The sequence below is a fragment of the Pseudomonas sp. Leaf58 genome (assembly GCF_003627215.1).
Lineage (GTDB): Bacteria > Pseudomonadota > Gammaproteobacteria > Pseudomonadales > Pseudomonadaceae > Aquipseudomonas.
Map to the genome: position 1 here is coordinate 2,638,721 of NZ_CP032677.1, position 25,761 is coordinate 2,664,481.

Consider the following 25,761-nt stretch of genomic DNA (forward strand, 5'->3'; position numbering starts at 1 on the left):
TCAGGCCTCCTTCGCGCAGTGCAGATCGCCTTGAGCTTTTACGCCATTGCGGGCATTGCGCGCGCCGGTGGCCCCAGTACGGGGCGAACAATCAGCCAGCATGTCAAGTGAGTGGGGGGCATTGAGGCGGGTTGTGAGCCGTTCGACAAACTGGTTGGCTTCGACAGCCGTGCTGAAACTGACCCGCCACTCATCCATGCGGACCCACCAGCGGTCGTGCTCGGTGTGCTTTTCAACGTAGACGTTCATTGGAGCCTCCAAGCATGTATAAGCAAAATCAATGCAGAACAATGCGAAATGAAGGCGTCCTTGCCGCGAACCGGGGTGGGACTCATGTTGGTAGGGCAGAGCGTGCGCCGCTAACGTCTCGAAGCATTGATCCGCATCAAATTCTCGGCCCTTCGACATCGCCGTTTGTCTGCAGGCGACGCCACTTGATAAACATCAAGCACGCCGGACGGGGTTGGCAGATGCTTTAGGCACGTATCGCAACTGCCGAGGTGTGCCATGGAAACTGCGCAAAGACTGCTGATGATCGCGTCCCCCCTGATGCGCCGAACCCCGGTCTATGACCGTGCCGCGGCGCTGGCCAAAGCCAAGGGCATGGCGCTGCATATTCTGGCCTTCGACTATTTGGAAGGGCTTGCCACGGCGGGGTTGGTCAACGACCAGGCACTGGCGGTGATGCGCGAGGGTTATGTGCAGCAGCACCGTGAATGGCTGGAAAGCCAGGCGTTGTCGATGCGGCGCAGTGGTGTCACGGTCACTACCGAAGTGGTGTGGGTGCAGCAACCTTTGAATGAGATCCTGGTGCATTTGCGCGAGCAACCGTTCGCCATGCTGATCAAGGCGTTCGAGCATGAGCCGTGGTGGATGCGCGCCATGTTCACCTCGCTCGATATCCAGTTGCTGCGTGAAACACGAATCCCCTTGCACCTGGTGCACAAGGCCAGCCATGCATTGCCCCGCAGGATTCTTGCGGCCGTGGACCTGTCCAGGCCTGAAGATCAATATGAAGGGTTCAACGACCAGATCATCAGCGAAGCGCTGAAACTGGCATTGCAGTGCAATGCCCAGATCGAATTGTTATACGCCTACGACCTGGGCTCCATGTACCTGGATGCCGGCGGCAGCCGGGAGCATTCGTTTTTGTTCGAGTCGAACCTGGCCCAGACGCTTCACGAAGCCCAAAGCGCTGCGTTCCAAGCGCTTGCCGAACGCAATGGCATCGCCGCCGAACACCGGCACATGCGCATAGGCGACCCGGCCAAAGCGCTGGGAGTGTTCATGGAGAACAATGATATCGATGTGTTGGTCATGGGCAGTTATCACCACCATGGCATCGGTTGGTTCATCGGCAGTACTGCGGAGCGGGTGATGCATCGGTTGTACAGCAGCGTGCTGGTGATTTCCCCGGAGCATTCCCAAGGCTAAAGCACAAGGCCCGCAAGGGCCTTGTCTGTTCAAGGGCGCAGGTCAAGTTCGTGGAGGATCTCGCTGACGTCCCCACCCAAGTAGCGTGAGCTGAAGCCCAGTGCCTTGAGCAGCCGGTGCATGGCATAGTTGTTCGCCAGGTCCCTGGAGACCATGCACTGAAAGTCATTGCGTCGTGCTGCTGCGATCAAGTGTTGCATCAGGCGCCTGCCCAACCCCTTGCGCTGCCAGTCTTCGCTGACCGCCACGGCACATTCGCAACGTTGGCTGCCCGGTATGCCGGCATAACGGCTGACGCCGACCTGTTGCAATTTACCGTCTACATGAACCAATGCGACATAGGCCATGCGCTGGTGATAATCGACGGGCATGCAGTGCGTGTCCAAGCTAGGCAAGCCGCCGCTGAGCCCGGCGATGAAGCGAAAGCGCCGCGATTCATAGGCGATTGTGCTCAGAAAGCGCTTGTCCCTTTCGTGGTCCTCCTCACGCAGCGGGCGGATCAGCACCGCCGAACCGTCCTCAAGGTTTTCCACCCAGTGTTCACACGTCTGTGGCTGTGCTGGTTGCTGCCCGTTCATGGCGCCTCCTGGTTACCTGATCAGTGCCTGCTGCAGCAGTTTTAACGTGGCGGGCCGGTTTGGTTCTGACAATCATCAAGTTCGGGCCGGGTAGCGGTTTTCTGATCTGCATCAAGCTACATCGGCCGTGCGCGCGGAATATCCTCTGCATCACACCCAGTAGCGTAAGCGCGGAGGTTCACCATGGGGCAATATCGACAACTGCTGGTGCTGCTCACCGAGGTCGATCCGCATTCAGCCGCGCTGCGCAGGGGCCTTGCCTTGGCGCATGTCAGCGGCGCCAGCGTGCATGTGCTGGGGTTGTTCGAGCCGAGCGAGGAGCACCTGCTACGCGAAGAGCGGCTGAACGAGGCCGATATCAAGCGCCAGTACGAGCACTACCGTAGGCGCCTGGCGGAACTGGTTGAGCGGCACCGCAGCAGCCACCTGACGCTGACGGTCGACAGCCTGAACGCAGACGATATCCGCAGCCAGGCGATCGATTACATCAGCGAACTGCAGCCCGAGATGGTCATCAAGGACAGCGAAACCGCGTCGGCCCTTGTGCGGCTGTTCGGCACCCCGTTGGACTGTGCGCTAATGCGAGGTTTCAAGGGCATTACCCAGTTCGTGCCAGCGGCGGCCAGTTCATTGCCGCAACGTATTCTGGTGGCGGTGGATACGGCTTTTAGCGAGACACCGGCCGTCCAGCAACGCTTCAATCGGGGGCTCGTGGCTGCCGCGCGAGCACTGGCATTGCAGTGCGATGCGCAGTTGCACCTGCTTTCGGCCTACAACCTTGCCGGGGTATTTGCCTCGGACATGAGTGTCACCCAGGCATGGATCGATGAGATGCGCGAGGCACTGCAAGAGCCCTTCGACGCACTGGCCGATGCCGAAGGGGTCGCGCTGGACCGCCGACACTTCATGGAGGGCGGCCCGGTACAGGTGATTCGCGAACAGGTGGCGGCACTGGACATTGACGCGGTGGTGATGGGCGTCGTGCAGCCCAAGGGCCTGGATAAGCTGTTGGGCGACACCACTGAACGTATTGTCAGCCGCCCGCCATGCAGCGTGCTCGCGGTTCACCCTGAGGTGGCCGAAACCTGGGAGCCATCGCCATTTAACTGACCTTTCTGGGCGGCACTGGCACCGTGACCGGCAGCAAATTCCTGTTGACCCGCGACAGTACGCGGATACTGGTCGACTGTGGGCTGTTCCAAGGTTTCAAACAACTGCGCCTGCGCAATTGGGAGCCGCCTTCACCGGCGTTGCGCGCGCTCGATGCCGTGGTGTTGACCCACGCCCACCTTGACCACAGCGGCTATCTACCGGTACTGGCCCGGGAAGGCTACAGCGGGCCGATTTACGCCACACCTGCGACGTGTGCGCTGGCGGAAATCCTGTTGCTCGACAGTGCCCGATTGCAGGAAGAGCAGGCTGAACATGCCAATCGCCACGGTTATTCCAAGCACACGCCGGCACGACCGCTGTATACCGAGGACGACGCGAAACGGGCCCTGGCACTGTTTCGCCCGGTGGAGTTGCATCATGCAACGCCGATCGCCGAGGGCATGGAGCTGCTGTTGCGTACCGCCGGGCATATTCTGGGCGCGGCGACGGTGCAGATCAGCGCAGAGGGGCAGACCTTGCTGTTCTCGGGCGATTTAGGCCGCCCGCAAGACCCCATCATGCGTGCGCCAGAACTGGTCAGGACGGCCGATGTGCTGTTAGTGGAGTCCACCTACGGTGATCGCCAGCACCCTGCTGAATCAACCGAGCATTACCTGGCCAAGGTCATCAATGAGACGCTTCTGCGCCATGGCATCACGCTAGTACCGTCGTTCGCCGTGGGCCGTGCCCAACTGCTGCTGTACTACCTGTACAAACTCAAGCGCGACAGGTTGATCCCGGACATCCCGGTTTACCTCAATAGCCCGATGGCCACCGATGCTACAACACTGTACCAGCAGTTCAGGCGCGAGCATCGGCTGACTGCGACGGAGTGCGCCGCCATGTGCCAGGGCGCCCACATTATCCGCACGGTCGATGAGTCTCGGCATCTGGACCAGCTGCGCGAGCCGGCGGTGATCATCGCCGCCAGCGGCATGGCGACCGGCGGGCGGGTGCTGCACCATCTCAAGGCGCTGGCACCCAACCCACGCAACAGCATCCTTTTTTCCGGCTTTCAGGCCGGTGGTACGCGCGGTGCCGATATCGTCGCCGGTGCTCACAGCGTGCGCCTGCAGGGCGAGGACGTACCGATTCGGGCGCAGGTGCACACCCTGGAGACCCTCTCCGCGCATGCCGACGCCGATGAAATCATGGAATGGTTGCGTGGGTTCACCCGGCCACCCCGTCAGACCTACGTCATTCATGGTGAGCCGCACGCGGCCGACACCTTGCGACGGCGGATCAGCCTTGAGCTGGGCTGGCAGGTATACGTGCCGGAGTATCAGCAAACCGTTGCCATCGACCCAGTGCGCTAGCCTGGTGCGGGAGGTATTAATGAACACACAAGCAAGGGCAAAACTACGCGCCTGGATACATCGGCCCAGGGGCAGCCTGGGTTGGATCGTGGCTATCATCGCGCTATTTATCGCGGCGTCCGCCTACCTGGCCCTGAGCCCGACCTGGCGTCTACCCATGCGCGATCCGGCGGTGCTGTTGACATTGCTGGGCTTGAGTGGCGTGCTGGGGTGGGCCGTGCAGCGGAGCGTGAAGCGCACAGTCGGCAAGGCCATTTTCATTGGCCAGGAAACGGGTTGGCAGGCCCGGCTTGCCTTCCTGAGTTCGGTTACCCGGGAATCGAACGTGCTGCTGGTGGCGCTTGTGCTGTTGGCGCTGACGGGTGGCGGCACACTGTGGCTGGCGGGGCGCTCGGTGGCGCAGATCGTGGACAATTGCGAAGCCAACCTGCGGGCCCAGGTGCAAACCCCCGACGATGAAACGCTTGGCGCGGTGGTCGGTAAACCCGTGTGCACGTGCCTGGCGCAGACCTTTTTGGACCGCAATGGGGTAATACGCTTGGCCTTGTTCAAAACGCCCATGCAGGAAGTGAGCGGTTTGAAGGCGCTGACATCGGCAGATGAGCAGCGTTGCCTGGAACAGTTCGACCTGTTGCCCGAGGAGGCTCGGGCAACTACACCTTGACCTGCGCAGGATGGCCGCGCAATGAGGAGCATGGTGCGGCCATCCAGGTTCAGTTCAGGGCGAGCCGATGGATGACTTGGCTGGGGTCATCCGGGTCAGTGGTTGTGGTAAACCCTGCCGCCTTGGCCAGGTCACGCATGGCTTGGTTGCCCACCGCATCGATCGAATACATCTGCCGAAAGCCCTTGGCCCGAGCCCAGTCGATGAGGTGCTTGAGCAACAGGCGCCCCAGGCCGTGGTGCTGCCAGCTGTCCAGTACTGTAACGGCACATTCACACTCATCCTTCTTGCCGGTGCAAGCTGCGTAGCGGCAAATACCCACCTCCTGCAATTCACCATCCACGTGGGCAAGGGCGACGAAGGCAGCCTGCTGGTCTTGGTCGACCTTCATCAACTGGTCAAGCATCGCCTCACCCGGTTCCCTAAGCTGGCACAGAAATCGAAAATGCCGCGACTCTGGCGACAGCCGTTCGATGAAGGCCTTTTCGCGTTGTCGGTCCTTGGCTTGGAGCGGCCTGATCAGTACGTGAGTGCCATTATCGAGGGCTTCGATCCAATGCTCGCCGGAGGGCGTTGGAAACGAAGGTGTTGAACTTTGACGGGAACTCTCAACAGGTGCCATGACCGTGTCCTCTGCGTCGAATGAACAATGGAGGTTCAGTGTCGACATTCGGCCCTGCGTTGACTTGACACTTGTCAATTGCCAGCTCTGCGCCGGTCAGGCCGACCCTTGGTCGGCAACCTCGCAAGCCTTCAGCCGGACAGCTAGCCAAGGCCAATGAGCCCATGGAGCACGTGTTTGCCCTGCGCTCGGGGGCTATCAAGAACTTTCTGCTCGATGCCGACGGCAACGAGCGGGTAACCGGCTTCATCCTGCCAGGGGAAATGCTGGGGCTGGACGCTATCGGCGCCAGCCATTACCGAAGCTTCGCCGTGGCGCTGGAAACCTCGCTGGTCTGCTCCATCAGGCTGGACCAGTTGGTGGACCTTTCCGGGCAGATCCCGGGGCTGCGTTACCAGCTGCTGCACATGCTCAGCCTGGGGATCCAGGGCAAGGACGAGCACCTTCGCTGCTGCCACGGGCGCGCTGACCAGCGGCTGTCACTGTTCCTGCTGGGTATGTCGGCGCGCTACCAGGCGCTAGGGTTGCGAGAGGATGTGTTCACCCTGCCGATGTCGCGAGGCGACATTGCCAACTACCTGGACTTGACCCAGGAAACGGTCAGCCGACTGTTCAGCCGTTTCATCCACGCAGGGTTCATGCAATGCGTTGGGCGGGAGGTCAGGCTGGTCGACTCACAAGGGCTGATCAACCTATGCCGCCTGGAGGAACCCACTTGAGTGCAGCGAGGACCCTGTCATAGCGTTGTACAAGCCAACCTTGAGGAGGGTGCCCAAGCCCGCTGGAGTGGGGCGCGTGATCGGTGCTCAACCAGATGCGCCGTGGCGCTATGCCACTTAGCCAACACAGCCGGGCAACCTCACGGCCCACCTGAGGCGGAGCACAACAGAATACCGTGTCCGGTTTGAAGGTCTCCAGCAGTTGCTTCGTCTGCAGCCAGCCGCTGCTACCGTCGCGCGGCGGCGATGCAAGCGCCGAAAGCCAAGTTCGACACTCGTCTGGCAGCTGTTCGGCAGCGATGCCTTGGTGGGCCAGCCTCAACTGTACCCAGGGAAGCCAGCAACGTATTTCATCCAGTGCACCGAGTAACGGCAGCAGGCCGTCGGCACGACTGATGGCCAGGAGCCTTGCGCTCTGCAAGGGCAGCGGCCAGGCGCTGCCGAGCGGCCCGGAGTAGCTGAACAGCTCGCCCGCCTGGCCGATGGGCAGCGCGCTTTGGGTGGCCACCAGGAAGCACCCGGCGCCACTCGGCAAGCTCACGTACCGGCAAGGCCAGCAAGCGCTATGACGGCTTAACAGGCAGTACTGGCCCGCCATCGCTTCGCTGCGTTGCTGGCCGCAATGCGCCAGGCGCAGGTACTGTTGGATACCCGGGCCCGGCAACGCTTCGAGCAAGCGGACCTTGGCACTGCCATTACCGCCCATGGCTGCCTCACTGTATGTCTGCTGAACCTGCTCAAATCAGCCTAGGCCCAGGCCATTGCAGCGCTTTGATCAGGATCAAACCAACGAGTGACAACGGCGCCCCGCAGATTGATAAAGGTCAGGCGAACATGATGCCCATTGGCAAATTTCGTAACCGTGGTGTGGTCACTGCCGCGCCAGGCCTATTTGGCTTTCCAGTACTTCTGCATTTCCAGGAACAGGAACGAAGCGGTCCAGGTGATCAGCACCAGGCCCGTGAGTGCTTGCAGACCGGTGAGGTATTTGAGATGGCCGGTGGGCGCAATATCGCCGAAGCCTATGGTGGTGTAGGTGGTAAAGGAAAAGTACACGCAGTCCAGAAAACTCCCGTCGAAATTGCCGCTGAGCGTGCCCCAGCCCTCAGCATGGGCCATCAGGTAATATGCCAGGGCAAAGCACCAAACCTCCAAGGCATGGGCCAGCAACGCACCGAATACGCCCACGACGATGCGAAATCGGCTCCACAGTTTGAGGTGCGGTAGCCAGTCATTCAGGCGCAGCAGGCATTCGTAGTGAATGATCACCACCAGGATCACCACCAGCATGTTGATCAGTGTGACAGTAAGCATTGCGGGTATTCTTGCCGGGATTGGAGGTTCACTGCTTTTGCCGATCAACAGCTGTGCTGGAGTGCTCTAGGGTAGGGGCATGAGCGCCACGAGTGGGGGGACGAACTGGCATCGAGCGTGAAGCAGCTGCCTGGTTACCGGGACGGGAAGATCGTGCAACCAGGCGGTTGATTAGCCGTGGATCGCCAGGATGCTGGTGTTAACTTTATAAAGGCTTTGCTCGGTTGTGCTACCGATGACTTTAGTCTGCCCTTCATGGTAGAGCGTACCCATGACCACCACGTCGAAGCCATGCTGATTGGCGTATTCGCTGACGACGTTGCGGGCAGCGCCGCGCAGCAAATGCAGGTTATCCGGCTTGATACCGTAGTTGTTGCCGAACTTCGTCAGGCGCTCCCGTGCCCGACCGGTTATGTCCTCGATCAGTTCGTCTGTCCACGCCACCGGCGCGGCAGCATAGGCGACGAAACTGGGGCTGACGTCATACGCCTGGAGCAGATGCAGTTGCGCCTTGCAGCGCTGCGCCAGCGCCTGGGCGGTCTGCACGATGCGGTCGTTGAGCTTGTCGACCGCAGGGTCGTGCTCGACCAGGTCCACGGTGGCCAGTACGCGGCGTGGGAGTGTTGCATCAGCCCGTGTCACCAGGTGCAGCGGGATCGGGCAACGGCGCAGCAGTTGCCAGTCCAGTGGCGTGAGCAGGGCACGGCTGACAAGGGTTTCGTGGTGGATATCCTTGATCAACATTTCCACCCGGTGCAATTGCGCCAGGCGGATCAGATCCTTGAGCGGGTCGTCGTCATCCAGCGTCTGGGCATAGGCAGTGATGCCCAGCTCGCCAAGCGCCTTCACTTGGTCGTTCAGCCATGCCTTGCGGTGCTCGGCGTCCTGCTTGCGGGCGTTGCTCCGTAATATCTGGTCCAAGGTGGCCAGGCGTGATGGCAGTTGACTCAGTACCACCAAGTGCAAGGTGGCGCCTGTGGCCTTGGCCAGCGCTTGGGCTCGCGCCAGGGCGGGTGAGGGGTGCAGGTCCGGATGGCAGATCAGCAACAGCCGCGAAAATGCATTCATGATGGCCTCCGCAGTGATGGCCGCCATCGTTGATAGCGCACCAGTACAGCCCTATGGTGGCGCTATCGCACCGGGGGGCCTTGATTTTTATCAAGATGGACCTTGCACTGGCCTTGATAATGATTGGCGTGCGCAAGTCTTGGCGCTGCGCCGGGAGGTGACCGATGAGCCCGTACCGCCGAATCATGCTGATCATGACCGAAGTCCAGACCAGTGCAGCACTTTGCCGTGCCATGGCATTGGCCGAGGCGTCAGCTGCGTCCTTGCACGTGCTGGGTATCCATGAACCCGCCGAATTACGCGTGCATCATGAATTGCAGGGAGCCCCGCTGCCGTCAGCAGCGTTCGTGCGGTTCAGTGCGGCGCTCAAAGCGTTGCTAGCGGAGCAGCCGGCAACCTGCCTACGGCCAACGGTCGAGGCCGTAGAAACCTTCAGCCGGCGTGATGTGGTACCGGCCTGCATCGCCCTCTATGCACCTGACCTGGTGATCAAGGACTGCACCGGCTGCTCCACGCTCGGTCAAATTACTCAGACATCGCTAGACCATGTGCTGTTGCATGCGCACGCAGGGCTGCTGCTGTTGGTACCGGCGAACGCCCCAGCAATGCCTGGCAACATCCTGGTCGCCACCGATGTAAGCAACCCATCGGCGGAGAACGATGCCCTCAACCATGCGCTGGTTGCGGCAGGTCAGCGACTGGCCGCGCAATGCAAGGGCCAGCTTCACCTGCTCTCGGCGTACGACCTGCCCATCGCCATGCTGGCCAACCCGGACCTCGCCGCGCCTTGGGCTGACGAAGTGCGCGCGTCACTGCAGGTGCCGTTCGACGCGTTGGCCGACAGCCATGGTATCGCCCACGCTCACCGGCACTTCAAGGAAGGCGCGCCATTGCGCATCATCGAGTCCCATATCGTTTCCCTGAACATCGATGTGGTGGTGGTCGGTGTTCTGCAGGCCAGGCGTTGGGCAAAGCTGATTGGTGATACCACCGAACGGCTGGTCAGTCATGCCCCGTGCAGCATCCTGACAGTTAGGCCCACGCCCGCTGGCTGACTCTGGCGGTGTCCTGGCCTGGGCGATTGCGCATGGTTACTACGCGTATTGTTGACCTAAGATAACTTCCACTGCCTTTCAGATCGTCGCGCGCTGAGTGCAGTGATAGCGTTCATGCATACGCTTTTAATGCAGGGCGTGGCCATGTATCAGATCCACGGGATCGCGGTGCTTCGAGGTGGATTTCCACTCGGCATGCGCAGCCCGCATCCGTCTGTTCAAACGCCTGTTGAACGCAGACATATCGGCACCTTTGTGGGGCAAAGGTCATGGGCAGAAGGGGGGCCTGAAGAATAGCGGAACTCAGCTGTGCTAAACCGTCAGTCCAGCGTGACGGATTCCTGAACAGGTACTCAAAGCGTAGCAGCAATTGACGCCCGTCATAGACCCGACGGGCCGCCACAACGCGTGGATATCAGCGGCATGGGTACAGCGTTAAGATGGCATCTGGTTTTTGCCTGTCGTTTGTTACGGAGCGCTGAGATGCTTATTGATATGGCTGCCTTCACGCCGTGGTCGGCATTGATTGGGGGGGCAATGATCGGTTTGGCCGCTGGCCTGTTTGCCGTGGCGAACGGGCGCATTGCGGGTATTAGCGGTTTGCTCGGCTCGCTGCTGCAACGCGCAGGAGAAGGGCGTGGCGAGAACGTGTTCTTTTTGCTGGGCGTTATCGCCGCGCCACTGTTATGGCAAGCGTTCGTGGCCATGCCGCCTGTTCACTTCAACACGGCGCCGTGGTTGCTAGTGGTGGCGGGGCTTCTGGTAGGTTTGGGCACGCGCTATGGCGCTGGCTGCACCAGTGGCCATGGTGTGTGCGGCTTGTCGCGAATGTCGCCCCGTTCGGCAGTGGCGACGCTGTGTTTCATAGCGGCCGGTTTTGCCACCGTCTTCGTGGCTCGGCATCTTCTGTCAGGAGCGTGAAATGAACCGTGTCAGTGGTTTCATCGCGGGGGTGCTGTTCGGCATGGGGCTATTGCTGTCCGGCATGGCGAACCCCGCCAAGGTGCTTGGCTTTCTTGACCTGGCTGGGCAATGGGATCCGTCGCTGGCGCTGGTAATGGTCGGTGCCATCGGTGCTGCGCTGTTGCCGATGGCTTGGGCGCGTCGACACCCCGTGGCGTTGCTAGGGGGCAAGATGCAGTTGCCCTCCCGGCGTGACATTGACCGGCGGCTTGTGGGTGGGAGCGTTGTGTTCGGGGTTGGCTGGGGGCTGGCGGGGGTGTGCCCTGGGCCTGCGCTGGTGTTGCTCCCCGGCGGCTATTGGCAAGCCTGGCTATTCGTGGCGGCGATGCTGACGGGCATGCTGCTGTTCAACTGGATGGAGGCGATTGGCGCCGGTCAGTCAAGCCGAAACGGATAAGCTGGAACCAGCCCCGCTAGGTTATCGACCGATCGGTCAAGCGAGACGAACGTCGATACCGCCACTTCAGATTCCCTTCAGATTCGCCATGAATACTCCCCCTAACCAACCCTATCGGGGGGAGTTTCATGACTCAATATACCTGGAGCAACCTGCTCCCGCTGCCGATTGGCAGCCACATCGATCATCACGCCTGTTTATCGCTTCTGCTGCACGGTGACCCCAAGCGCGGCGAGCTTGAGCAGTTCATCCATCAGTGCTTTGCCACGACGCATCACGCCGATATTCATCATTTCCTGCCTGAACTGCTGGCGTTACATGACAGCCATGGGCGTTTGATCGCTGCGGCGGGTATGCGCCCGGCCAGCAGCGGGCTGCTGTTTCTTGAGCATTACCTGGATGAGCCCGTGGAAAGCGCGGTTTCGCGCATAGCGGGCCAGCCCCTTGAGCGCGAAAGCGTAGTCGAGGTCGGCAACCTGGCTTCGCTGAGTGCCGGCAGTGCCCGGATCATGATCATAGCAGTGACCTGGCTGCTCGCTACACGGGGCCTTCGGTGGGTGGTGTTTACCGGGGCGTCGACGCTGATCAACAGCTTCCAGCGTCTGGGATTGGTGCCGCACGTGCTGGCTGAGGCCGACCCGGCCCGCCTGAACGAGCCGGCGGAGCATTGGGGAAGTTATTACGCCCAGCACCCGCAAGTATTCGTCGGTGACATCCGCTATGGCTTCGATCGCTTGAACCAGGCCGGCGTGTTCCAGCGCCTGGGCTTGCCAGTGCTGTCCGAGGAGACCGGCCATGCCGCATGAGTTGGAGCGCTTCAAACGCGTGTTGTTCGAGCATGCCCAAGCGCACGGTGATGCAGTGGCGGTGGAGGGTGCAACTGAGCGGTTCAGCTATATGCAACTGCTCGCCGAGGTGGACCTGCGTGCTGATGTACTGCGTCAACAACAGCCAGGCGCGCTGGTGCTGGCACTGGATAATGGGCCAGAACTGCTGTTCTGGGACCTGGCGGCACTGGTTTCGGGGCGAGCCTGTGTGATCGTCCCGTCATTCTTCAGCCCATCGCAGGTTCGTCATTGCATCGAGCAGAGCGGCGCGACCCTGGCCTTGTGCCTGCCGGCTTGGGAGGACACGCTTGGTCAACTTGGCTTCGCCAAGCACGATGCGTTCTGGGCGCGCACGCTGCAAGCAGCTGTGGCGTTGCCAGAAGGTACCGCCAAGGTCACCTACACCTCTGGTAGTACAGGGACCCCAAAAGGTGTGTGCCTGGGCGCGGATGCCATGCTGCGCGTAGCCCATGAACTGGCGATGGCCAGCCGGCCCACCGAGCCCCAGCGCTACCTGGCGGTGTTGCCGTTGGGCGTATTGCTGGAAAACCTGGGCGTTTATGCTGCCTTGATGGCAGGGGCGAGTGTGCTGCTGTACCCACAAGCGCAACTGGGCATGGGCGGCGCCAGCCAGGTCGATTTCAAGCGGCTGCTGGCGAGCATAGCCCTTAGCCGGGCGCAGAGCCTGATCCTGGTGCCGCAACTGCTGATGGGCCTGGTGACGGCGATCGAGCGTGGCTTGATGCCGGTTGGTGCACTGAGCTTCGTCGCGGTCGGCGGAGCACGGGTATCGCCCAGCCTGCTGGCGCGGGCCGAGGCGGTTGGCTTGCCGGTATTCGAAGGCTACGGCCTGTCGGAGTGTGCCTCGGTGGTGGCGCTCAATCGCCCGGGGGCAAAGCGCCCAGGCAGCGTCGGCCGGCCATTGCCGCATGTGCAGGTGCGTATCGCCGAGGATGGCGAGGTATTGGTCGCCGGTTCGGTGCTGCTGGGTTACCTGGGGGAGGCACCGGTCTCGTCAACCTGGTGGGCCACAGGCGACCTGGGTTACTTCGATGACCAGGGTTACCTGTACCTGAATGGGCGCAAGAAACACCAGTTCATTACCAGCTTCGGTCGCAACGTCAACCCGGAATGGGTGGAAGCCGAGCTGACCCAGAGCGGCGTCATCGCCCAGGCGTTCGTACACGGCGAAGGGCTGCCGCGCAACCTGGCATTGCTCTGGCCGCTTGATCCAGGCGCCACTGATGAGGCCATCGAGCAGGCCGTGCAACTCAGTAATGCGACTTTGCCTGATTACGCCAGGGTGCATGCCTGGCGGCGCCTGCCGGGCCCGCTCACGCCTGCCGAGCATACCTTGACTGCCAATGGCCGCCCGCGACGCGAGGCGATCTTGCAGCGTTATCACGCTCTGTTGTCCGACATCCAGTGAGGTCCGTCATGTCATTTTTCGACACGCTTCAATTGCAAACTGCCCACGAACGCCAGGCCCTGTTCGCGGTGCCGGTCATTCGTGCAGCCCTGGCCGGCCAGGTCAGCCGGGACAGCTACATCGCTTTTCTGACCCAGGCCTACCACCATGTACGTCACACCGTACCGTTGATGATGGCCTGCGGTGCGCGTTTACCCGCGCGGCTGGAATGGCTGCGTGGCGCCGTGTGCGAGTACATCGAAGAGGAGTATGGCCACGAGCAGTGGATCCTCAACGATATCAAGGCCTGTGGCGGTGACTGGGAAGCGGTGCGGGACGGCCGGCCGGCCATGCCGATCGAGTTGATGGTCGCCTACCTTTACGACCTTATCGCCCGCGGCAACCCGGTGGGGCTGTTCGGCATGGTCAACGTGCTCGAAGGTACCAGCATCGCCTTGGCCACCCATGCCGCCGGTTCGATCCAGAACAGCCTGGGGTTGCCGGATAGCGCGTTCAGCTACCTCAGCTCCCACGGGGCTCTGGACCAGGACCACATGGTGACCTACAAGCGGTTGATGGACCGGCTGGAAGACGTCGAAGATCACCAGGCGGTGATACACGCCGCCAAGGTGGTTTACCGCCTGTATACCGGGATGTTCGAAGGCTTGCCGCAGGCGGGCCAGCCAGAGGTGCACCATGCGCTTGTCTGAATCGGTGGTGGTGCTGACCGGGGCCAGTGGTGGTATCGGCCTGGAGCTTGCCGAGCAACTGTGCGCCGCGGGTGCCCGGGTGCTGGCGGTTAGTCGACACCTGGGCAAGCTGGCAGGCCTGATGAACCGCTACCCGGAGCACTTGCGCTGGCAAACAGCAGACCTGCGCACCCAGCAAGGTCGTGAGCAGGTCGTCAGCCGGGCCCGCGAGATGGGCGGGATCAATGTGCTGATCAATGCCGCCGGCGTGAACCGTTTCGCCTTGCTCGACCAACTGGACGAGTACGCGCTGGACGAGTTGCTGGATATCAACCTCAAAGCCCCTCTGCAACTGACGCGTGCCTGCCTGCCGCTGCTGCGCGCGCAACCTAAGGGGCTGGTGGTCAATGTCGGTTCCACTTATGGCTCGATCGGCTACCCCGGTTATGCCACTTACTGCGCCAGCAAGTTTGCACTGCGTGGCTTTTCGGAAGCGCTACGCCGCGAGTTGGCCGATACCACGGTGAATGTGCTGTACGCGGCGCCCAGGGCCACCCGCACGGGCATGAACAGCAGCGCCGCGACGGCGCTTAATCAGGCGCTTAAAGTTGGCGTGGACGACCCTGCCGATGTCGCCCGCGCCGTGCTCGAGGCGGTGCAGTCCGAGCGTAACGAACTGTACCTGGGCTGGCCGGAGAAGTTGTTCGTGCGTATCAATAGCATGTTGCCGGGGGTGGTCGACCGTGCGCTGCGCAAGCAACTGCCAGTGATCCGGCGGTACATCGGGAGTCATTCCAAGGAGTCGAGCAAATGAAGCGTCTGTACTTCGTCAGCCTGTTGGCCTTTGCCCCCTTCACTTGGGCACTGGACCAAACCGGTACACAACACCTGAATGATCTGCAGCAGCGCTGGGCGCAGATCCAGTATCAACTGCCGAAAGAAAAACGTGCCGACGCCTTCGAAAAACTGGCCGGCGACGCAACGGCATTCGTTCATCAATACCCCGGCACACCTGAGCCGTTGATCTGGGAGGGCATCATTAACAGCAGCTGGGCCGGCGCTGTCGGTGGCTTGGGCGCGCTGAGCAAGGTCAAGGCGGCGAAGGCTAGCCTGGAGCAAGCCATGAAGCTGGACCCCGATGCCCTGCAAGGCTCGGCCTACACCAGCCTAGGCACACTGTACGACCAGGTACCTGGCTGGCCGATCGGTTTCGGCGATGCCGCCAAGGCCGAGGCCATGCTGCGTGAGGCCCTGCGGATCAACCCAAACGGAATCGACAGCAACTACTTCTGGGCCGATCATCTGTACCGGCAAAAACGCTATCCTGAAGCCACAACAGCCTTGCACAAGGCCTTGCAGGCACCCCCTCGGCCAGGGCGTGAATTGGCGGACCAGGGCCGGCGTGCCGATATCGATGCTTTACTCAAAGCCATCAAGGAGAAACAGGACTGAATATGCGGCGGTGGCGGGTTGAGGACGATGTTGCATTGGCTGAGGGCATTGGCAATGGTTTGTGCCAGGAGGGCTTCTTGCCGACGGTGCGTGGCAATGCTTGGCGAGTCGAGGTCAAGGCATGAGTTCGTTGCGCCAACGCACACTGTGGCGGGTGATGCTGTTGCTGTTACTCGGTACAGGCCTGCTGGTGCTTTATAACTATCACGACAGCCGTCATGAGATTAACGAGGTGTATGACGCGCACCTTGCCCAAAACGCTCGCTTGTTGCAGGGCGTAATGAGCATGCCTGTGCAGGACAATTCGCGTGACGCCATGTACCGCGCGTTCAATGAAGCACTGGGGCAAGCCGGGCAGCACCGCGTTGGTCACCCCTACGAAAGCAAGCTGGCATTTCAAGTATGGGGGGAGGGCGGTTCGCTGCTGGTGCAAACACCGAGTGCGCCCAAACTTGACCCGCCGCCGACTACCCCGGGCTTCTACGACTTTGCCAGCGGTGGCGAACAATGGCGCGGTTTCGTGTTGCCAATCCCGGAAAAGCACTGGGTCATCTGGGTTGGCGAACGCGACGATGTGCGCTACGACCTGATTGACCGCATCGTTCGCCACACCCTGTTCCCGTTCTTGCTTGGTAGCCTGGCGTTGGCACTGCTGGTATGGGCCGCGATCGGCTGGGGGCTGCGCCCGTTGCAGAATATGGCCAATGTTATCCGTGGGCGTCATGCCGATTCGCTGGAACCACTGCAACTGGTGCCATTGCCATCCGAACTGGAGCCCATGCAGGCGGCTATCAATCGCTTGTTGGCCCAGATCGATGATTTGTTGAAGCGTGAGCATCGGTTCATTGCCGATGCCGCCCATGAAATGCGCACGCCTCTGGCGGTGTTACGTCTGCATGCACAGAATGCAGTTGCGGCCAACAATGACTCCGAGCGTCGCAAGGCGCTGGGTTACCTCATCGCCGGGGTGGACCGCCTGACCAGGGTGGTCAACCAATTGCTGACACTGGCCCGCGTCGAACCTCGGGTGGGGCAGCGTGTCACTGCCCAGGTCGACCTTGCCGGATTGGTCACCGATACTTTGGCTGAACTGACCCCGTGGATACTGGACCGTGGCCTGGAGCCGTCACTGGATATTGGCGAAGGTGATCATCATCTGGCCATCGATGCCAGTGCTTTGGCGATCGCGCTGCAGAACCTGGTTTCCAACGCGGTGGAGCACTCACCCCCAGGCGGCCGTATAACAGTGTTGCTCAAGCGCCTGGAGACCCGCTTCGAACTGATTGTCGAGGATGAGGGGCCGGGTATTGAAAAGGCTGAACTCGCGCGCGTATTCGAGCGCTTCTACAGCCGTAACAGCCCGAGTGGTGCCGGTTTGGGGTTGTCTATCGTCGCTACCATCATCGACCGCCTTGGCGGACGGGTGCGTCTCGAGAATAGGGAGAGTGGGGGATTGGCCGCCGTTTTGTCGCTGCCTTTGGCCTGAGCAAACCTGCGTGAGACGATGGGTTATTTATAACTAAACTAAATGAATATTTAGTGTAGTTATTCAACATTGTCATATTATAAGGGTAGGGTAACTCATCTGCTGAGCTAGGGGTAGCTCACGCATGATCGCTAACGCTCACGCCCGTACGCTAGCGTTCAAGAATGAGCTAGGTAGCTCAACTGACGGAGAATTTCGATGCAGCAGCACCTTACGCCTTGGATGATCGAAAGCGCTTACCGCTTTGCGAGGCAGTAAAGCACCTGCGTACCGGTCACGACATGATGGCTATTGCCCAGATAAATGCGGCAATTGGCATGGGAAATCTTAAAAGCTTCGTTGCCTGTCCAAACGGAAACCACGGCCAGGTCCATGACACTCACGACCTGGACGCAAGTAAGATCAAGGCAGCTCACCTTGAACTTGAGCGTTCTGGTTGAGCTGCACCGAGGCTGGATAAGCACGATTGCTGACGCTGTTCCACGCTGTATCGGTTGAGGTCAGGGACCATCTTGGCTTTGGCCGGCAGGAAAAATACATTGAGCGTTACCGCAATGTCTTCACGAGTGCGCGTTATCCGTATGAAGCCAGCGCGCCAGGCGGTTATGACGACACGCTGATTTACGTTTTGGACGACCTGATTGAGTGCGTTGTGAAGTGGTACCGCGAGCAAGGATGCCGCGACTTGTTCATGGTTTGCCATGGTATGACGCCGGCTGATTTCCAGCCTAAGACGGCCAAGCAGGCCGATCCATTATGAGCCTGGCATCAAATCTGCCCACCCACGCCCCCGACAGTTCCATGCGAAGATGCGCATAATGAGTATTATGTTAAATCTAATATTATTCTGGCGTCCATTCTCTCGACGGGCCATGTGACTCGGAGCAATCTGTAACCGTCGCGAATCACGGACACTCCTACCCCTGAAAACCCCGAACCCCCCAGCCCACAAGGCCTCCAGCCTTTCTGGGATGCTTCTGAACTCCAGCAAACCTCAGAAATGCGGACACTTTTGCCTCTGAGCGCCTTCCGCAAACCCTTGAATCCATTAGGTATCTTCAAAAAACGATCGTTTGAACCGTTGCTCCGGTTTTCTACGCTATCTGGACACTCGAGTAATCTGCGGGATTTCCAAAACCACCCCTGTAAGCCAGTAAATCTAACGCCTGCAGGGTGGTTTGCGCCTAATGCGGACACCTTCCTGCGCACACAGCGAACCCCATAATCAGGACACTTTCCATATTCAACGCTCAACGAGCCACAGTTCTCACCTGAAATACACATATACCCTGAACCGCCCCCGAAGCCCAGCAGCACCAAGCAGACAAATCGCTCCAAGCCAAGCGCTCCGGGCCTCACAACGGTTTCCACGATCTCGATCTTGGAATTGAGGTCTCTGGAAACCGCTTAGCAGTAAAGCTTTCGCACAGCTCATCCACGAACGACTCTCCGAGCCGTTTTTCTGCGAACGCGACGATAATGCGGACACTTTCCAAAGCCCGCCCTGAGCAACCACCAGGCGGGATCCCTGTTTTTGCTGCCTTTGGTGTAATTTGCGGTCAGTGCGGACACTTTCCGAAATCGACTTGCACGACAATAATGCGGACACTTTCGTATGAATAAGCTTGTAATTTGGACACTTTCGGGGGGGAAATGGACATTGGAGTGACGAAGCGTATTTATACCTATATTGCCAATTCACGCCAGTGACTAGAGAACCTCAAAGAGGCTTCCTCATCCTGCAAACAATATAGAGGAAATTCGCATAGTTCCTAAAGTCCTGCACCCGAAGGTGGCCACTGAAGCTAAAACAACAATATTCTTATAAACCGAAATTTATCTGAGTGGCACGGCACCACCAATGTCTGACGCTGCCAGATGCAAATTGCTCATATATGACGCAGCCGGGCAGATCCATAACTCCGAATATGGCCTAGTGAGTTTCTTGTCATATGTCAAGCAAGCATGATAGTCACGGACGGATGGTGTTGATGGGCAAAAAATTTGTCAAGGTTGCGGTCGGCCAAACTTGGCGCTACTATCCGGCAATTCCCATTAACTATGGCCAGTCGATTGAAGTGAGTGATTGAAGCGGGCGGTACAGGAGGTGAAAACTTCCTAAAACAGCCAGATTAGGAAGTTTCAATTGCTGACGTATGCCAGCCCATTACGGTAAGTAAGATGACCTGCACTCCCCGGCCCATATTTGAATCTCACAGTGATTTCGTGGATCAGGATTTCACTGTAGGCCGGCCATCAATCACGAGCGTCGAGCGATTCTTGGAAGGCTTTGCTCCCGAACTCAAAGCCATCCCAGGGTTCCTGGCTATCAGGGGTTATCTGAGGTGTTATGCCGACAACGCGCTCACATACAGCACGTACCGAGGCCACGTTGAGCGGCTATTTCTCTGGGCGCTGATTGTGCGCCAGAAGCCTGTGCACGAGTTGAAACGGCTTGATGCCGAAGCGTATCTTGAGTTTTGCAAACACCCGCCAGCCACTTGGGTTGGGCCAGTCATTCGCAATCGGTTCATTTCAGAAAATGCTTTAAGTAGTGCTGATCAGCTACCGGATCTGGAATTAGCGGCCAACCCCAAATGGAAGCCTTTCACACTGCGCGCTCCGAAACAAAATCGCAGCCTGAGTGAAAGTACTGGGGACAATTCGTCGACCGACTATCACTCATCATCCGGCAGCATGAGCAATGTATTCAAAATTGCAAGCGGCTTTTATGAATATCTAGTGGAAGAAGAAATCGCTACTTCGAATCCGTTCCGCAAGGTTTCTAAAAAGGGGCAGTATAGTTCATCTCAGCTAGAATCCAGCACTTCTCGGGCGTTGACCCCTTTGCAATGGGATTATGTGATTGACACTGCAGAATCCATGGCCGCTGCTGATCCTAGGAAACATGAGCGCACCCTATTCGTGCTCGTTACGATGTTCAGCATGTATTTGCGCATATCGGATATCGTTGGGCGTACCAATTGGCAGCCCACCATGGGAGATTTTCGTCTGGATGCTGATGAAAACTGGTGGTTCTATGTTGTGGGTAAGGGCAACAAGTCCGGAAAAATCGCAGTGCGTGATGAGTATGTAACGAAGTATCTCACAAGGTACCGTACCTTCATTGGACTGAGTCCATTGCCTACTTATCAGGAGAAAACTCCGCTTCTGAAAACGCTGAGCGGTCGCGCAGGCCTCTCGGATCGACAGGTGCGCGCCCTCCTCCAAACCGTTTTTGACCAAGCGCTCGTCAGAATGCGTGCAGAAGGACGTGAGCCTTATGAAATGGACAGCCTGCGCGTAGCATCATCGCACTGGCTACGTCATACCTCGGCGACCTTTGATGCGCCGTTCAGAAACGCGAAGGATCTCCAGTACGATCTAAGGCATTCCAACTTGGCGACAACTCAAAACACCTACTACCACTCACATGATCAAGAGCGAGCGCGGTCGGTCAAACACTTAGGAACGCGAGACAGAGGCTGATACTGCGCTGCCCTGCTCTTGCGTCACTATAATGAAAGGGCAAGCTCAATACGCACAGGGCAGCATTGGTATCCCATGGAGACCCTACCTGTGCCAGGCTAAAAACTCAGTCTCAATCAGATAAACTAAGTCAATTGCGACCATGCTCACTACACATCTGCTGCGCCGCCTGATTGGACATTAAAGCTGTATATATATACAGTATTGGGTCGACCACGCCCGCTCCAGGCACCCTGCCCTTGCCTTTGCCCTTTTCCGCACAAGCGCCAGCGGTTTGCACAGCTAGGCAAAAACTAAGCTAGAGCTTAGATTCTCACCCCAACCGCTCAGAAGTCTGCAAAAACTAAGGTAAACCTTAGATTTCAACGGCGTCTTCTAGTCACTGTCGCCTCACACAGATAGCTGTAAACCAACTTTTTGCACTGTAAACCACAGCGGTTAACAGTATAAAAAATTGGTTTACAGCCTCTGCTCTACCCTTCGGAGGCAGGGAACAGCGCCCGTTGGCTCAGCAGGAGCAATCCCAGCAGGCTGGAGGCCTTGTCCTTACGGTTTTCGATAGCCTCCTCGAGCAGTGCCCGGGCGTCTTCCTGCGTGAGTTTCAGCGTACCGGTAGCCAGTGCAGCGGCAAACTCTAAGGCGGCATCGCCGTAAGTCCGCTCCCAGCGGGCGAATACCTTGGCGATGAACTCCTTCATCAGCTTGCTCAATTCCGGGCTTGCTGAGTAATCAAGCTCTGAAGGGAGACACGCCCGGAGGAATGACGCCTGCAGGACGTTGTCGTTAAACCGGAGGAAGCACTCCGGTGATAACACCACGGATTCATACCCCGTCGGTTGCAGGCGCAGCTCATGATTTTCGTGCTCCCGAGCGAACTGGAGGACGGCAGCAATCGTAAAGAACACCGTGCTTTGCGGTACGTTTTGGCAGTCCTTGCCCACATTACTTGAGGGGTCGAAGAACAAAAAACCATCGGATAGGGCGAGCGCGTTGCCATTATGTTTTGGCAGGAAGCTGTGCTTGTGCTCCTCAATCAGCTCAGCGGCCTCATCAAGAGCCTGATGACGAACCTCGTCCGAGACTGCAGGCGTGAAGCCGACGTCATCGACCTGCCCGGCGGAGGTAACCTTGGTCAACCGACTCCAGGCGTTTTCTTTTCCGTCATCTCCGATGGGCAGGCACAGCCAGTTAGAGAAGCCATACTCCCGGGGCGTGGGGTTCTTCATCAGGAAAGTTTTGAGAAGCGTCCAGGCTCTCGCGCTCTGTGGAATCCCGATCGGTGCAAGGAACCTGCGCGGCACGGTCGCATCCATGTAGGCCCGCAGATCACGACTGATTTCTCTCAGGATGCCGCCATCGCGCGCAACTACTGTCGCGACCAGCACCCCGGAGAACCTGGCTATAGAGCGTATCAATGTCAGCAGCGTTTTTAACATTGTAATTCTTGACGGTAAGCTCAATTCGTTTCAGATCAGGCATGCATTTTCCTTAGTGCATTGAAAAAGGCCACGTGAATACGGACGGGCACGAAGCCGTCCAGCCGGTTGGTCAGCGGATACATAAAGCTTTAAATCCAAGGTGCTCGCCGCGCCTTGCCAGGTACTACAGCTTGAAAGCGGCCTTCATGCTGGGTGAGCCAACCCAAGTGGATGCTCACTGCGACTCGCTGAGCTCGCTAGCGATAACGTAGTAGTCTTTGCCACTTAGGCTGCGCATTAACCACGGAAGATGGTGAGTGATGTGTCACCACTACCGTTTTGCCGTCAAACGGTTGAGCAAGCTCTTGGGTGAGCCAGTCATTGGCGATGCGGTTCCGGGTAATCAGGTCGTCCGGTCGAAGTCGCCTGTAGTGGGAATCACACCGAATGTACTTAAAGTCGTTCATGCACTGCCTAGCGGCACCGCTAGCTGCGACCCAGTTCCCTGTTGAGGTGAAGTCAGTCCATGCTGTGGTGCCGAGGATCCTGACATCCCCCAAAATTAGCGATTCGTTTTCTAGAACATGCACGTGGCCGGCCGCCGTGTCCTTCATCTTCTGCAAGGTGCGATCAAGGTGCCCGTCGTAATATTCGTGGTTGCCTGTGATGTACGCGACCTGGCAGGCGAACGTCTCGTTGGCCCATTGGACGCCCCTAGCCTTTTTGTTGATGTCGCCAGCGAGGATTACTAGGTCAACCCCAGCGTCGAGGGGCGGCGGGTCGAAACGGTGGAACTCGGCGTGGAGGTCTGAGTAGATTCTGATTCGCAAAACGCTGGCCTTGAAGCTTTAGCTATAAATTGATGCAGCTGGATCATGCTCGTCTTTCCGACGCCCCCCTGACCCAAACACAACAAGCAAGGGGCAACAACCTTCCTTGGCATGGACATAATCATGTCCATCTTTTTGAACAACCGCTCGGCGGAGGGGTGCGGAACGAAAAAATCTTTCAGGCAGGACATAGCCCGATCATGATTGCTCAACTCAAACAGTTTGTGGCAACTGCAGTGCACATGAGAAAGATCCATAATTTATCTCCAGAAATATGTGTAATAGGTATTGATGATTACAAGACACGCTGAAGCCTCAGTTATATCTTTGAACTGAAGTTTTAGGCTGCGCCAATAAGTTGCCAGGCTTATTTTTGTAGCGCTCTGTAGCGCCCTACAGATGCGCTGACTAGATGCTGACTGATTCTTATAGTTATTCTGTATCTAATCAGCAGCATGGGCTGCGCAAGCAGGCCGAATAGGTGATAACCACGATCTTAAGCACCCTGCATGCAGGGTGTAGAAATTGGAAAGTAACTATTGTGCTTTCTTTAGCTCACACTTGTCGATTGGATCGGGGATTTGGAATCTAATTTTGAATTCTGGGACTGGGCTTGGGGTGAGTCTGGGACTGAGTCTTGACTGAATCCCAGTCTGAGGCCTAGTCCCAGTCGCTCATAAGCTCAAGCCAGCTTCAGTAGAGAGTCGGTGGCGCATCAAAGTCGATCTGCTCTGCCACGTTGCTCCTCGAAAAGCCGTGCCAGGGACGCTCCGAGGCCTTTGGCCCTCCGTCAACAGCTCGAAGTGCTGCACGCCCTTTCCGAACTTTGGAACCTTCGGGTTTGAGATTCGTGGTGTTTTTGGGCTTTTTGGGGTTTGCGTTGCTGGCCGGCTTGGCAGTTGCAGCATTGTCAAGGAAGCTATCCAAGTGTTCCGTCTGATCCGTAAGCTCAGGTTCGGCTTGCGTCTTGACTTGAGACCTGGAATCAAGCGACTCGGTATAATTCCGCTGATCGCGTTTGCCCGCCGTTTTGGCAGCTTGGCGTTTGCTTTGAGCAGTCCGCCGATACTCTTCTTGGACGATTGCATTGCCCAAAGCAAGAGACGCGGTCGCGTCAGCAGAGTAGGTGCCATCCCGCTCACCCTTCGCCTGCCGCTCAACCCTGTACAGGGCATAGTCGTGGCTACGCCGCATCTGATTTCTGTACTCTGGTATACTTACGTAGTTACCATCTCCTTCAAGGACTACGAATATCCTCGAAAGATCATTTGGGTCGTACTTAACTACCAGTTCTTCTCGCACTTTGTTCTGCAGGCACGGTGCATAGTAGAACCGTCCGTGCATTTCGATCCCGCCTGCGCGGATGAGCTTTGGCCTTTCTGGGTAAAGTGCGTACCGAAATCCTTCATGCAAAGAATCGTCGATCTGACGAGGCTGTGAATGCTTCCCGAAATGCTCATCCCACTTTTGGGAGGGAAACATCTTTATCGCCGGATGCTTGCGATCGTTATAAGCATGAATGGCGCAGACGAAGAATTTCCTAAGTGCAGTGATAGAGATGGATGCCCTAGCCACACTGTTCTCATCACCTCGCTGCTGTGTATTGGAATAGGTTGTCCCCCTCAAGAAATGGATATGAGATCGCATCATCGTACCTATCAAGCGCTCGATGTGCCCTCCCTGATGTTTTTTACCGACGTCACGGTGTTCAACTCTCACACCAAAACGTTTTAACCTCGCCTTCAGCACCTCTGAGCGAAACTCAGCCGCATTATCCGCGTGTATGACCTCGGGCACGCCGTGCATAGGCCAGACGCTTGCATCCAGCCCAAGACTGGCGAGCATGGCCGTTTTGGGAAGGACGCAGTTCTCGATCAGCATCGCTACTGTTACAGAATTGGGCGGAAGTAAGCTCAGGTAAAACCCGACAATCGCCCTCGTATGTATGCAGATAGCAAAGCTAACCCAAGGGCGATCAATCACCGTCCGATCATGCTCATCCACGACAATCATGTCGACACGGGTATGGTCGATCTGAACCCATTCAAGTGGGCGGGACGTAACCTTGTACCCGGGGCGAGCCTCGAAGAGGTCAGCAGCATCAACCTTCCCTAGCCTCATGTTAGCCAGGAACCGCTTGCCCTTCTTCAAAAGCCGTCGTCGTACAGCATGATAGCTAGGCCGTTTGAGGCCACGCTCGTCAGCAAGCATTTGGGCGGTCACCCAAACACGTTCGATGGTTGCTGCCTTCCCTGCATAGGCCTTGATGGAGTCAACGATCAACGCCTCAAGTTCTCCCCCAAGCTCGAACGGCGTCGGACGACGTCCGGGCATGCTGGACGTAACGGCACTTAGATCACCGCCACGTGCCCTCACTCGCCGGATAATTTTATGAAAGCCTGATGGCTTCATACCGATCGCCTTCGCCGCCTCGACAGCGCTGATTTGACCGGAAAGATAAAGCTTGATCGTCGGAATCCGGTCACTAGCAAGATCGAAGCGAGCAATGGTCTTATCCGAACTATCCAGGTTTAGCTTTGAGCTCGATTTGGATTCTGCGACCAGCGAGGGCGCTATCGTTGGCTCATTGTCTTTTTCAGGTTTTTTATTGCGATTTGTCATTCCGCCTACCATTTGACGAGTTGCCATTGGTAAATGGCATCAGCCCGTTGGTTTTGGGTAGTGGTTATCACTTGAAGGTTTTTAAAGAGCGGCACTGCGAAAGCCGAGCTAGTTTTACTTCCTAGACCGGCAAGGTCAAGCCCCACTCAGAAAAGAGTGAAAGTTGAATTATTCATATATTGACTAGCAATTGAGGCGATTTATTTTACTGCTGTAAACGCCTAAAAAAATACTGGGAGCCCAATGGCGTCAGGCTTT

At 58.1% G+C, this 25,761-nt stretch carries 25 protein-coding genes and 2 pseudogenes; 17 read left to right on the forward strand and 10 right to left on the reverse strand.

Features of this window, described 5'->3' with window-relative positions:
* Nucleotides 1-249 carry a hypothetical protein gene (locus tag DV532_RS12280; protein WP_056797139.1) on the reverse strand — a complete coding sequence of 83 codons (249 nt, stop codon included), beginning with the start codon at nucleotides 247-249 and terminating at the stop codon, nucleotides 1-3.
* A gap of 258 nt (nucleotides 250-507) precedes the next feature.
* On the opposite strand from DV532_RS12280, the gene DV532_RS12285 reads away from it, so the two are divergent.
* Nucleotides 508-1,434, forward strand: a complete 927-nt coding sequence (locus DV532_RS12285; protein ID WP_056797142.1) for a universal stress protein — start codon at nucleotides 508-510, stop codon at nucleotides 1,432-1,434.
* A 29-nt stretch (nucleotides 1,435-1,463) separates the two neighbouring features.
* Here the strand turns inward: DV532_RS12285 and DV532_RS12290 are convergent, their stop codons facing one another.
* On the reverse strand, nucleotides 1,464-2,012 hold the full coding sequence (locus DV532_RS12290) for a GNAT family N-acetyltransferase (protein ID WP_056797145.1): 549 nt from the start codon (nucleotides 2,010-2,012) through the stop codon (nucleotides 1,464-1,466).
* A 183-nt stretch (nucleotides 2,013-2,195) separates the two neighbouring features.
* On the opposite strand from DV532_RS12290, the gene DV532_RS12295 reads away from it, so the two are divergent.
* The 3 genes from DV532_RS12295 to DV532_RS12305 are packed head-to-tail and all read left to right on the forward strand — an operon-like array spanning nucleotide 2,196 to nucleotide 5,144.
* The gene (locus DV532_RS12295) at nucleotides 2,196-3,122 is read left to right on the forward strand and encodes a universal stress protein (protein WP_056797148.1); all 927 of its coding nucleotides are present in this window, start codon (nucleotides 2,196-2,198) and stop codon (nucleotides 3,120-3,122) included.
* A complete protein-coding gene (locus DV532_RS12300) occupies nucleotides 3,119-4,480 on the forward strand; it encodes an MBL fold metallo-hydrolase RNA specificity domain-containing protein (protein ID WP_056797151.1) in 1,362 nt (453 codons plus the stop codon). Before DV532_RS12295 ends, DV532_RS12300 begins: the two co-directional genes overlap by 4 nt.
* A gap of 19 nt (nucleotides 4,481-4,499) precedes the next feature.
* Nucleotides 4,500-5,144, forward strand: coding sequence for a hypothetical protein (locus DV532_RS12305; protein WP_236707481.1), 645 nt, complete (start codon nucleotides 4,500-4,502; stop codon nucleotides 5,142-5,144).
* 49 nt (nucleotides 5,145-5,193) lie between these two features.
* Here DV532_RS12305 and DV532_RS12310 read toward each other — a convergent pair whose 3' ends face one another.
* A complete protein-coding gene (locus tag DV532_RS12310; protein WP_056797157.1) occupies nucleotides 5,194-5,766 on the reverse strand; it encodes a GNAT family N-acetyltransferase in 573 nt (190 codons plus the stop codon).
* 143 nt (nucleotides 5,767-5,909) lie between these two features.
* On the opposite strand from DV532_RS12310, the pseudogene DV532_RS12315 reads away from it, so the two are divergent.
* Nucleotides 5,910-6,485: pseudogene (locus DV532_RS12315) on the forward strand (helix-turn-helix domain-containing protein); the annotation flags it as partial.
* On the opposite strand, the gene DV532_RS12320 reads toward DV532_RS12315, so the two are convergent.
* The 3 genes from DV532_RS12320 to DV532_RS12330 form a co-directional block, all read right to left on the reverse strand.
* On the reverse strand, nucleotides 6,454-7,191 hold the full coding sequence (locus DV532_RS12320) for a hypothetical protein (RefSeq protein ID WP_056797160.1): 738 nt from the start codon (nucleotides 7,189-7,191) through the stop codon (nucleotides 6,454-6,456). The pseudogene DV532_RS12315 and the gene DV532_RS12320 overlap by 32 nt on opposite strands.
* 182 nt (nucleotides 7,192-7,373) lie before the next feature.
* Nucleotides 7,374-7,799, reverse strand: a complete 426-nt coding sequence (locus DV532_RS12325; protein WP_056797163.1) for a potassium channel family protein — start codon at nucleotides 7,797-7,799, stop codon at nucleotides 7,374-7,376.
* A gap of 171 nt (nucleotides 7,800-7,970) precedes the next feature.
* On the reverse strand, nucleotides 7,971-8,867 hold the full coding sequence (locus DV532_RS12330; RefSeq protein WP_056797216.1) for a universal stress protein: 897 nt from the start codon (nucleotides 8,865-8,867) through the stop codon (nucleotides 7,971-7,973).
* 164 nt (nucleotides 8,868-9,031) lie between these two features.
* On the opposite strand from DV532_RS12330, the gene DV532_RS12335 reads away from it, so the two are divergent.
* The 11 genes from DV532_RS12335 to DV532_RS12385 all read left to right on the forward strand — a co-directional run bounded on the left by DV532_RS12335 (nucleotide 9,032) and on the right by DV532_RS12385 (nucleotide 20,633).
* A complete protein-coding gene (locus tag DV532_RS12335) occupies nucleotides 9,032-9,922 on the forward strand; it encodes a universal stress protein (protein ID WP_056797166.1) in 891 nt (296 codons plus the stop codon).
* 483 nt (nucleotides 9,923-10,405) lie between these two features.
* Entirely contained in the window at nucleotides 10,406-10,843 is a 438-nt protein-coding gene (locus DV532_RS12340; RefSeq protein WP_056797167.1) for a YeeE/YedE family protein, read from the forward strand.
* A 1-nt stretch (nucleotide 10,844) separates the two neighbouring features.
* On the forward strand, nucleotides 10,845-11,282 hold the full coding sequence (locus DV532_RS12345) for a DUF6691 family protein (RefSeq protein WP_056797170.1): 438 nt from the start codon (nucleotides 10,845-10,847) through the stop codon (nucleotides 11,280-11,282).
* Nucleotides 11,283-11,410: 128 nt separating this feature from the next.
* Nucleotides 11,411-12,088, forward strand: a complete 678-nt coding sequence (locus DV532_RS12350) for a thermostable hemolysin (RefSeq protein WP_056797171.1) — start codon at nucleotides 11,411-11,413, stop codon at nucleotides 12,086-12,088.
* Nucleotides 12,078-13,538, forward strand: a complete 1,461-nt coding sequence (locus tag DV532_RS12355; protein ID WP_056797174.1) for an AMP-binding protein — start codon at nucleotides 12,078-12,080, stop codon at nucleotides 13,536-13,538. The genes DV532_RS12350 and DV532_RS12355 overlap by 11 nt, the downstream gene beginning before the upstream one ends.
* A gap of 8 nt (nucleotides 13,539-13,546) precedes the next feature.
* Nucleotides 13,547-14,227, forward strand: coding sequence for a TenA family transcriptional regulator (locus DV532_RS12360; RefSeq protein WP_056797177.1), 681 nt, complete (start codon nucleotides 13,547-13,549; stop codon nucleotides 14,225-14,227).
* Nucleotides 14,214-15,020 (forward strand): SDR family oxidoreductase, encoded by an 807-nt coding sequence (locus tag DV532_RS12365; RefSeq protein ID WP_056797180.1) that lies wholly within the window; start codon nucleotides 14,214-14,216, stop codon nucleotides 15,018-15,020. The genes DV532_RS12360 and DV532_RS12365 overlap by 14 nt, the downstream gene beginning before the upstream one ends.
* On the forward strand, nucleotides 15,017-15,658 hold the full coding sequence (locus DV532_RS12370) for a hypothetical protein (RefSeq protein WP_056797182.1): 642 nt from the start codon (nucleotides 15,017-15,019) through the stop codon (nucleotides 15,656-15,658). Before DV532_RS12365 ends, DV532_RS12370 begins: the two co-directional genes overlap by 4 nt.
* Nucleotides 15,659-15,779: 121 nt before the next feature.
* Nucleotides 15,780-17,144, forward strand: coding sequence for an ATP-binding protein (locus tag DV532_RS12375; protein WP_056797186.1), 1,365 nt, complete (start codon nucleotides 15,780-15,782; stop codon nucleotides 17,142-17,144).
* Nucleotides 17,145-17,610: 466 nt separating this feature from the next.
* On the forward strand, nucleotides 17,611-17,904 hold the full coding sequence (locus DV532_RS30900) for a hypothetical protein (protein ID WP_236707482.1): 294 nt from the start codon (nucleotides 17,611-17,613) through the stop codon (nucleotides 17,902-17,904).
* Between the two features lie 1,421 nt (nucleotides 17,905-19,325).
* Entirely contained in the window at nucleotides 19,326-20,633 is a 1,308-nt protein-coding gene (locus tag DV532_RS12385; RefSeq protein ID WP_056797188.1) for a site-specific integrase, read from the forward strand.
* Nucleotides 20,634-21,106: 473 nt separating this feature from the next.
* On the opposite strand, the gene DV532_RS12390 is transcribed toward DV532_RS12385, so the two are convergent.
* The 3 genes and pseudogenes from DV532_RS12390 to DV532_RS31225 all read right to left on the reverse strand — a co-directional run bounded on the left by DV532_RS12390 (nucleotide 21,107) and on the right by DV532_RS31225 (nucleotide 23,012).
* Entirely contained in the window at nucleotides 21,107-22,069 is a 963-nt protein-coding gene (locus tag DV532_RS12390; RefSeq protein WP_236707483.1) for a hypothetical protein, read from the reverse strand.
* Between the two features lie 281 nt (nucleotides 22,070-22,350).
* Nucleotides 22,351-22,881 (reverse strand): annotated as a pseudogene (locus tag DV532_RS12395) (metallophosphoesterase); the annotation flags it as partial.
* The gene (locus tag DV532_RS31225; RefSeq protein ID WP_372340000.1) at nucleotides 22,800-23,012 is read right to left on the reverse strand and encodes a hypothetical protein; all 213 of its coding nucleotides are present in this window, start codon (nucleotides 23,010-23,012) and stop codon (nucleotides 22,800-22,802) included. The pseudogene DV532_RS12395 and the gene DV532_RS31225, both read right to left, overlap by 82 nt.
* On the opposite strand from DV532_RS31225, the gene DV532_RS30905 reads away from it, so the two are divergent.
* Nucleotides 22,914-23,192, forward strand: a complete 279-nt coding sequence (locus DV532_RS30905; RefSeq protein WP_236707484.1) for a hypothetical protein — start codon at nucleotides 22,914-22,916, stop codon at nucleotides 23,190-23,192. The genes DV532_RS31225 and DV532_RS30905 overlap by 99 nt on opposite strands.
* Nucleotides 23,193-23,574: 382 nt before the next feature.
* On the opposite strand, the gene DV532_RS12405 is transcribed toward DV532_RS30905, so the two are convergent.
* Nucleotides 23,575-25,503, reverse strand: coding sequence for a Mu transposase C-terminal domain-containing protein (locus DV532_RS12405; RefSeq protein WP_056797191.1), 1,929 nt, complete (start codon nucleotides 25,501-25,503; stop codon nucleotides 23,575-23,577).
* Nucleotides 25,504-25,761 lie beyond the last annotated feature (258 nt).

Coding starts and splice junctions, on each gene's coding strand:
- DV532_RS12310 (WP_056797157.1), bottom strand. CDS start 5,766: ATGGCACCTGTTGAGAGTTCCCGTCAAAGTTCAACACCTTCGTTTCCA.
- DV532_RS30905 (WP_236707484.1), top strand. CDS start 22,914: ATGCAGCTGGATCATGCTCGTCTTTCCGACGCCCCCCTGACCCAAACA.
- DV532_RS12340 (WP_056797167.1), top strand. CDS start 10,406: ATGCTTATTGATATGGCTGCCTTCACGCCGTGGTCGGCATTGATTGGG.
- DV532_RS12385 (WP_056797188.1), top strand. CDS start 19,326: ATGACCTGCACTCCCCGGCCCATATTTGAATCTCACAGTGATTTCGTG.
- DV532_RS12405 (WP_056797191.1), bottom strand. CDS start 25,503: ATGACAAATCGCAATAAAAAACCTGAAAAAGACAATGAGCCAACGATA.
- DV532_RS12350 (WP_056797171.1), top strand. CDS start 11,411: ATGACTCAATATACCTGGAGCAACCTGCTCCCGCTGCCGATTGGCAGC.
- DV532_RS12375 (WP_056797186.1), top strand. CDS start 15,780: ATGAGTTCGTTGCGCCAACGCACACTGTGGCGGGTGATGCTGTTGCTG.
- DV532_RS12325 (WP_056797163.1), bottom strand. CDS start 7,799: ATGCTTACTGTCACACTGATCAACATGCTGGTGGTGATCCTGGTGGTG.
- DV532_RS12290 (WP_056797145.1), bottom strand. CDS start 2,012: ATGAACGGGCAGCAACCAGCACAGCCACAGACGTGTGAACACTGGGTG.
- DV532_RS12280 (WP_056797139.1), bottom strand. CDS start 249: ATGAACGTCTACGTTGAAAAGCACACCGAGCACGACCGCTGGTGGGTC.
- DV532_RS12390 (WP_236707483.1), bottom strand. CDS start 22,069: ATGTTAAAAACGCTGCTGACATTGATACGCTCTATAGCCAGGTTCTCC.
- DV532_RS12295 (WP_056797148.1), top strand. CDS start 2,196: ATGGGGCAATATCGACAACTGCTGGTGCTGCTCACCGAGGTCGATCCG.
- DV532_RS12335 (WP_056797166.1), top strand. CDS start 9,032: ATGAGCCCGTACCGCCGAATCATGCTGATCATGACCGAAGTCCAGACC.
- DV532_RS12330 (WP_056797216.1), bottom strand. CDS start 8,867: ATGAATGCATTTTCGCGGCTGTTGCTGATCTGCCATCCGGACCTGCAC.
- DV532_RS12305 (WP_236707481.1), top strand. CDS start 4,500: ATGAACACACAAGCAAGGGCAAAACTACGCGCCTGGATACATCGGCCC.
- DV532_RS12360 (WP_056797177.1), top strand. CDS start 13,547: ATGTCATTTTTCGACACGCTTCAATTGCAAACTGCCCACGAACGCCAG.
- DV532_RS31225 (WP_372340000.1), bottom strand. CDS start 23,012: ATGGACATGATTATGTCCATGCCAAGGAAGGTTGTTGCCCCTTGCTTG.
- DV532_RS12345 (WP_056797170.1), top strand. CDS start 10,845: ATGAACCGTGTCAGTGGTTTCATCGCGGGGGTGCTGTTCGGCATGGGG.
- DV532_RS12370 (WP_056797182.1), top strand. CDS start 15,017: ATGAAGCGTCTGTACTTCGTCAGCCTGTTGGCCTTTGCCCCCTTCACT.
- DV532_RS12285 (WP_056797142.1), top strand. CDS start 508: ATGGAAACTGCGCAAAGACTGCTGATGATCGCGTCCCCCCTGATGCGC.
- DV532_RS12320 (WP_056797160.1), bottom strand. CDS start 7,191: ATGGGCGGTAATGGCAGTGCCAAGGTCCGCTTGCTCGAAGCGTTGCCG.
- DV532_RS12365 (WP_056797180.1), top strand. CDS start 14,214: ATGCGCTTGTCTGAATCGGTGGTGGTGCTGACCGGGGCCAGTGGTGGT.
- DV532_RS12355 (WP_056797174.1), top strand. CDS start 12,078: ATGCCGCATGAGTTGGAGCGCTTCAAACGCGTGTTGTTCGAGCATGCC.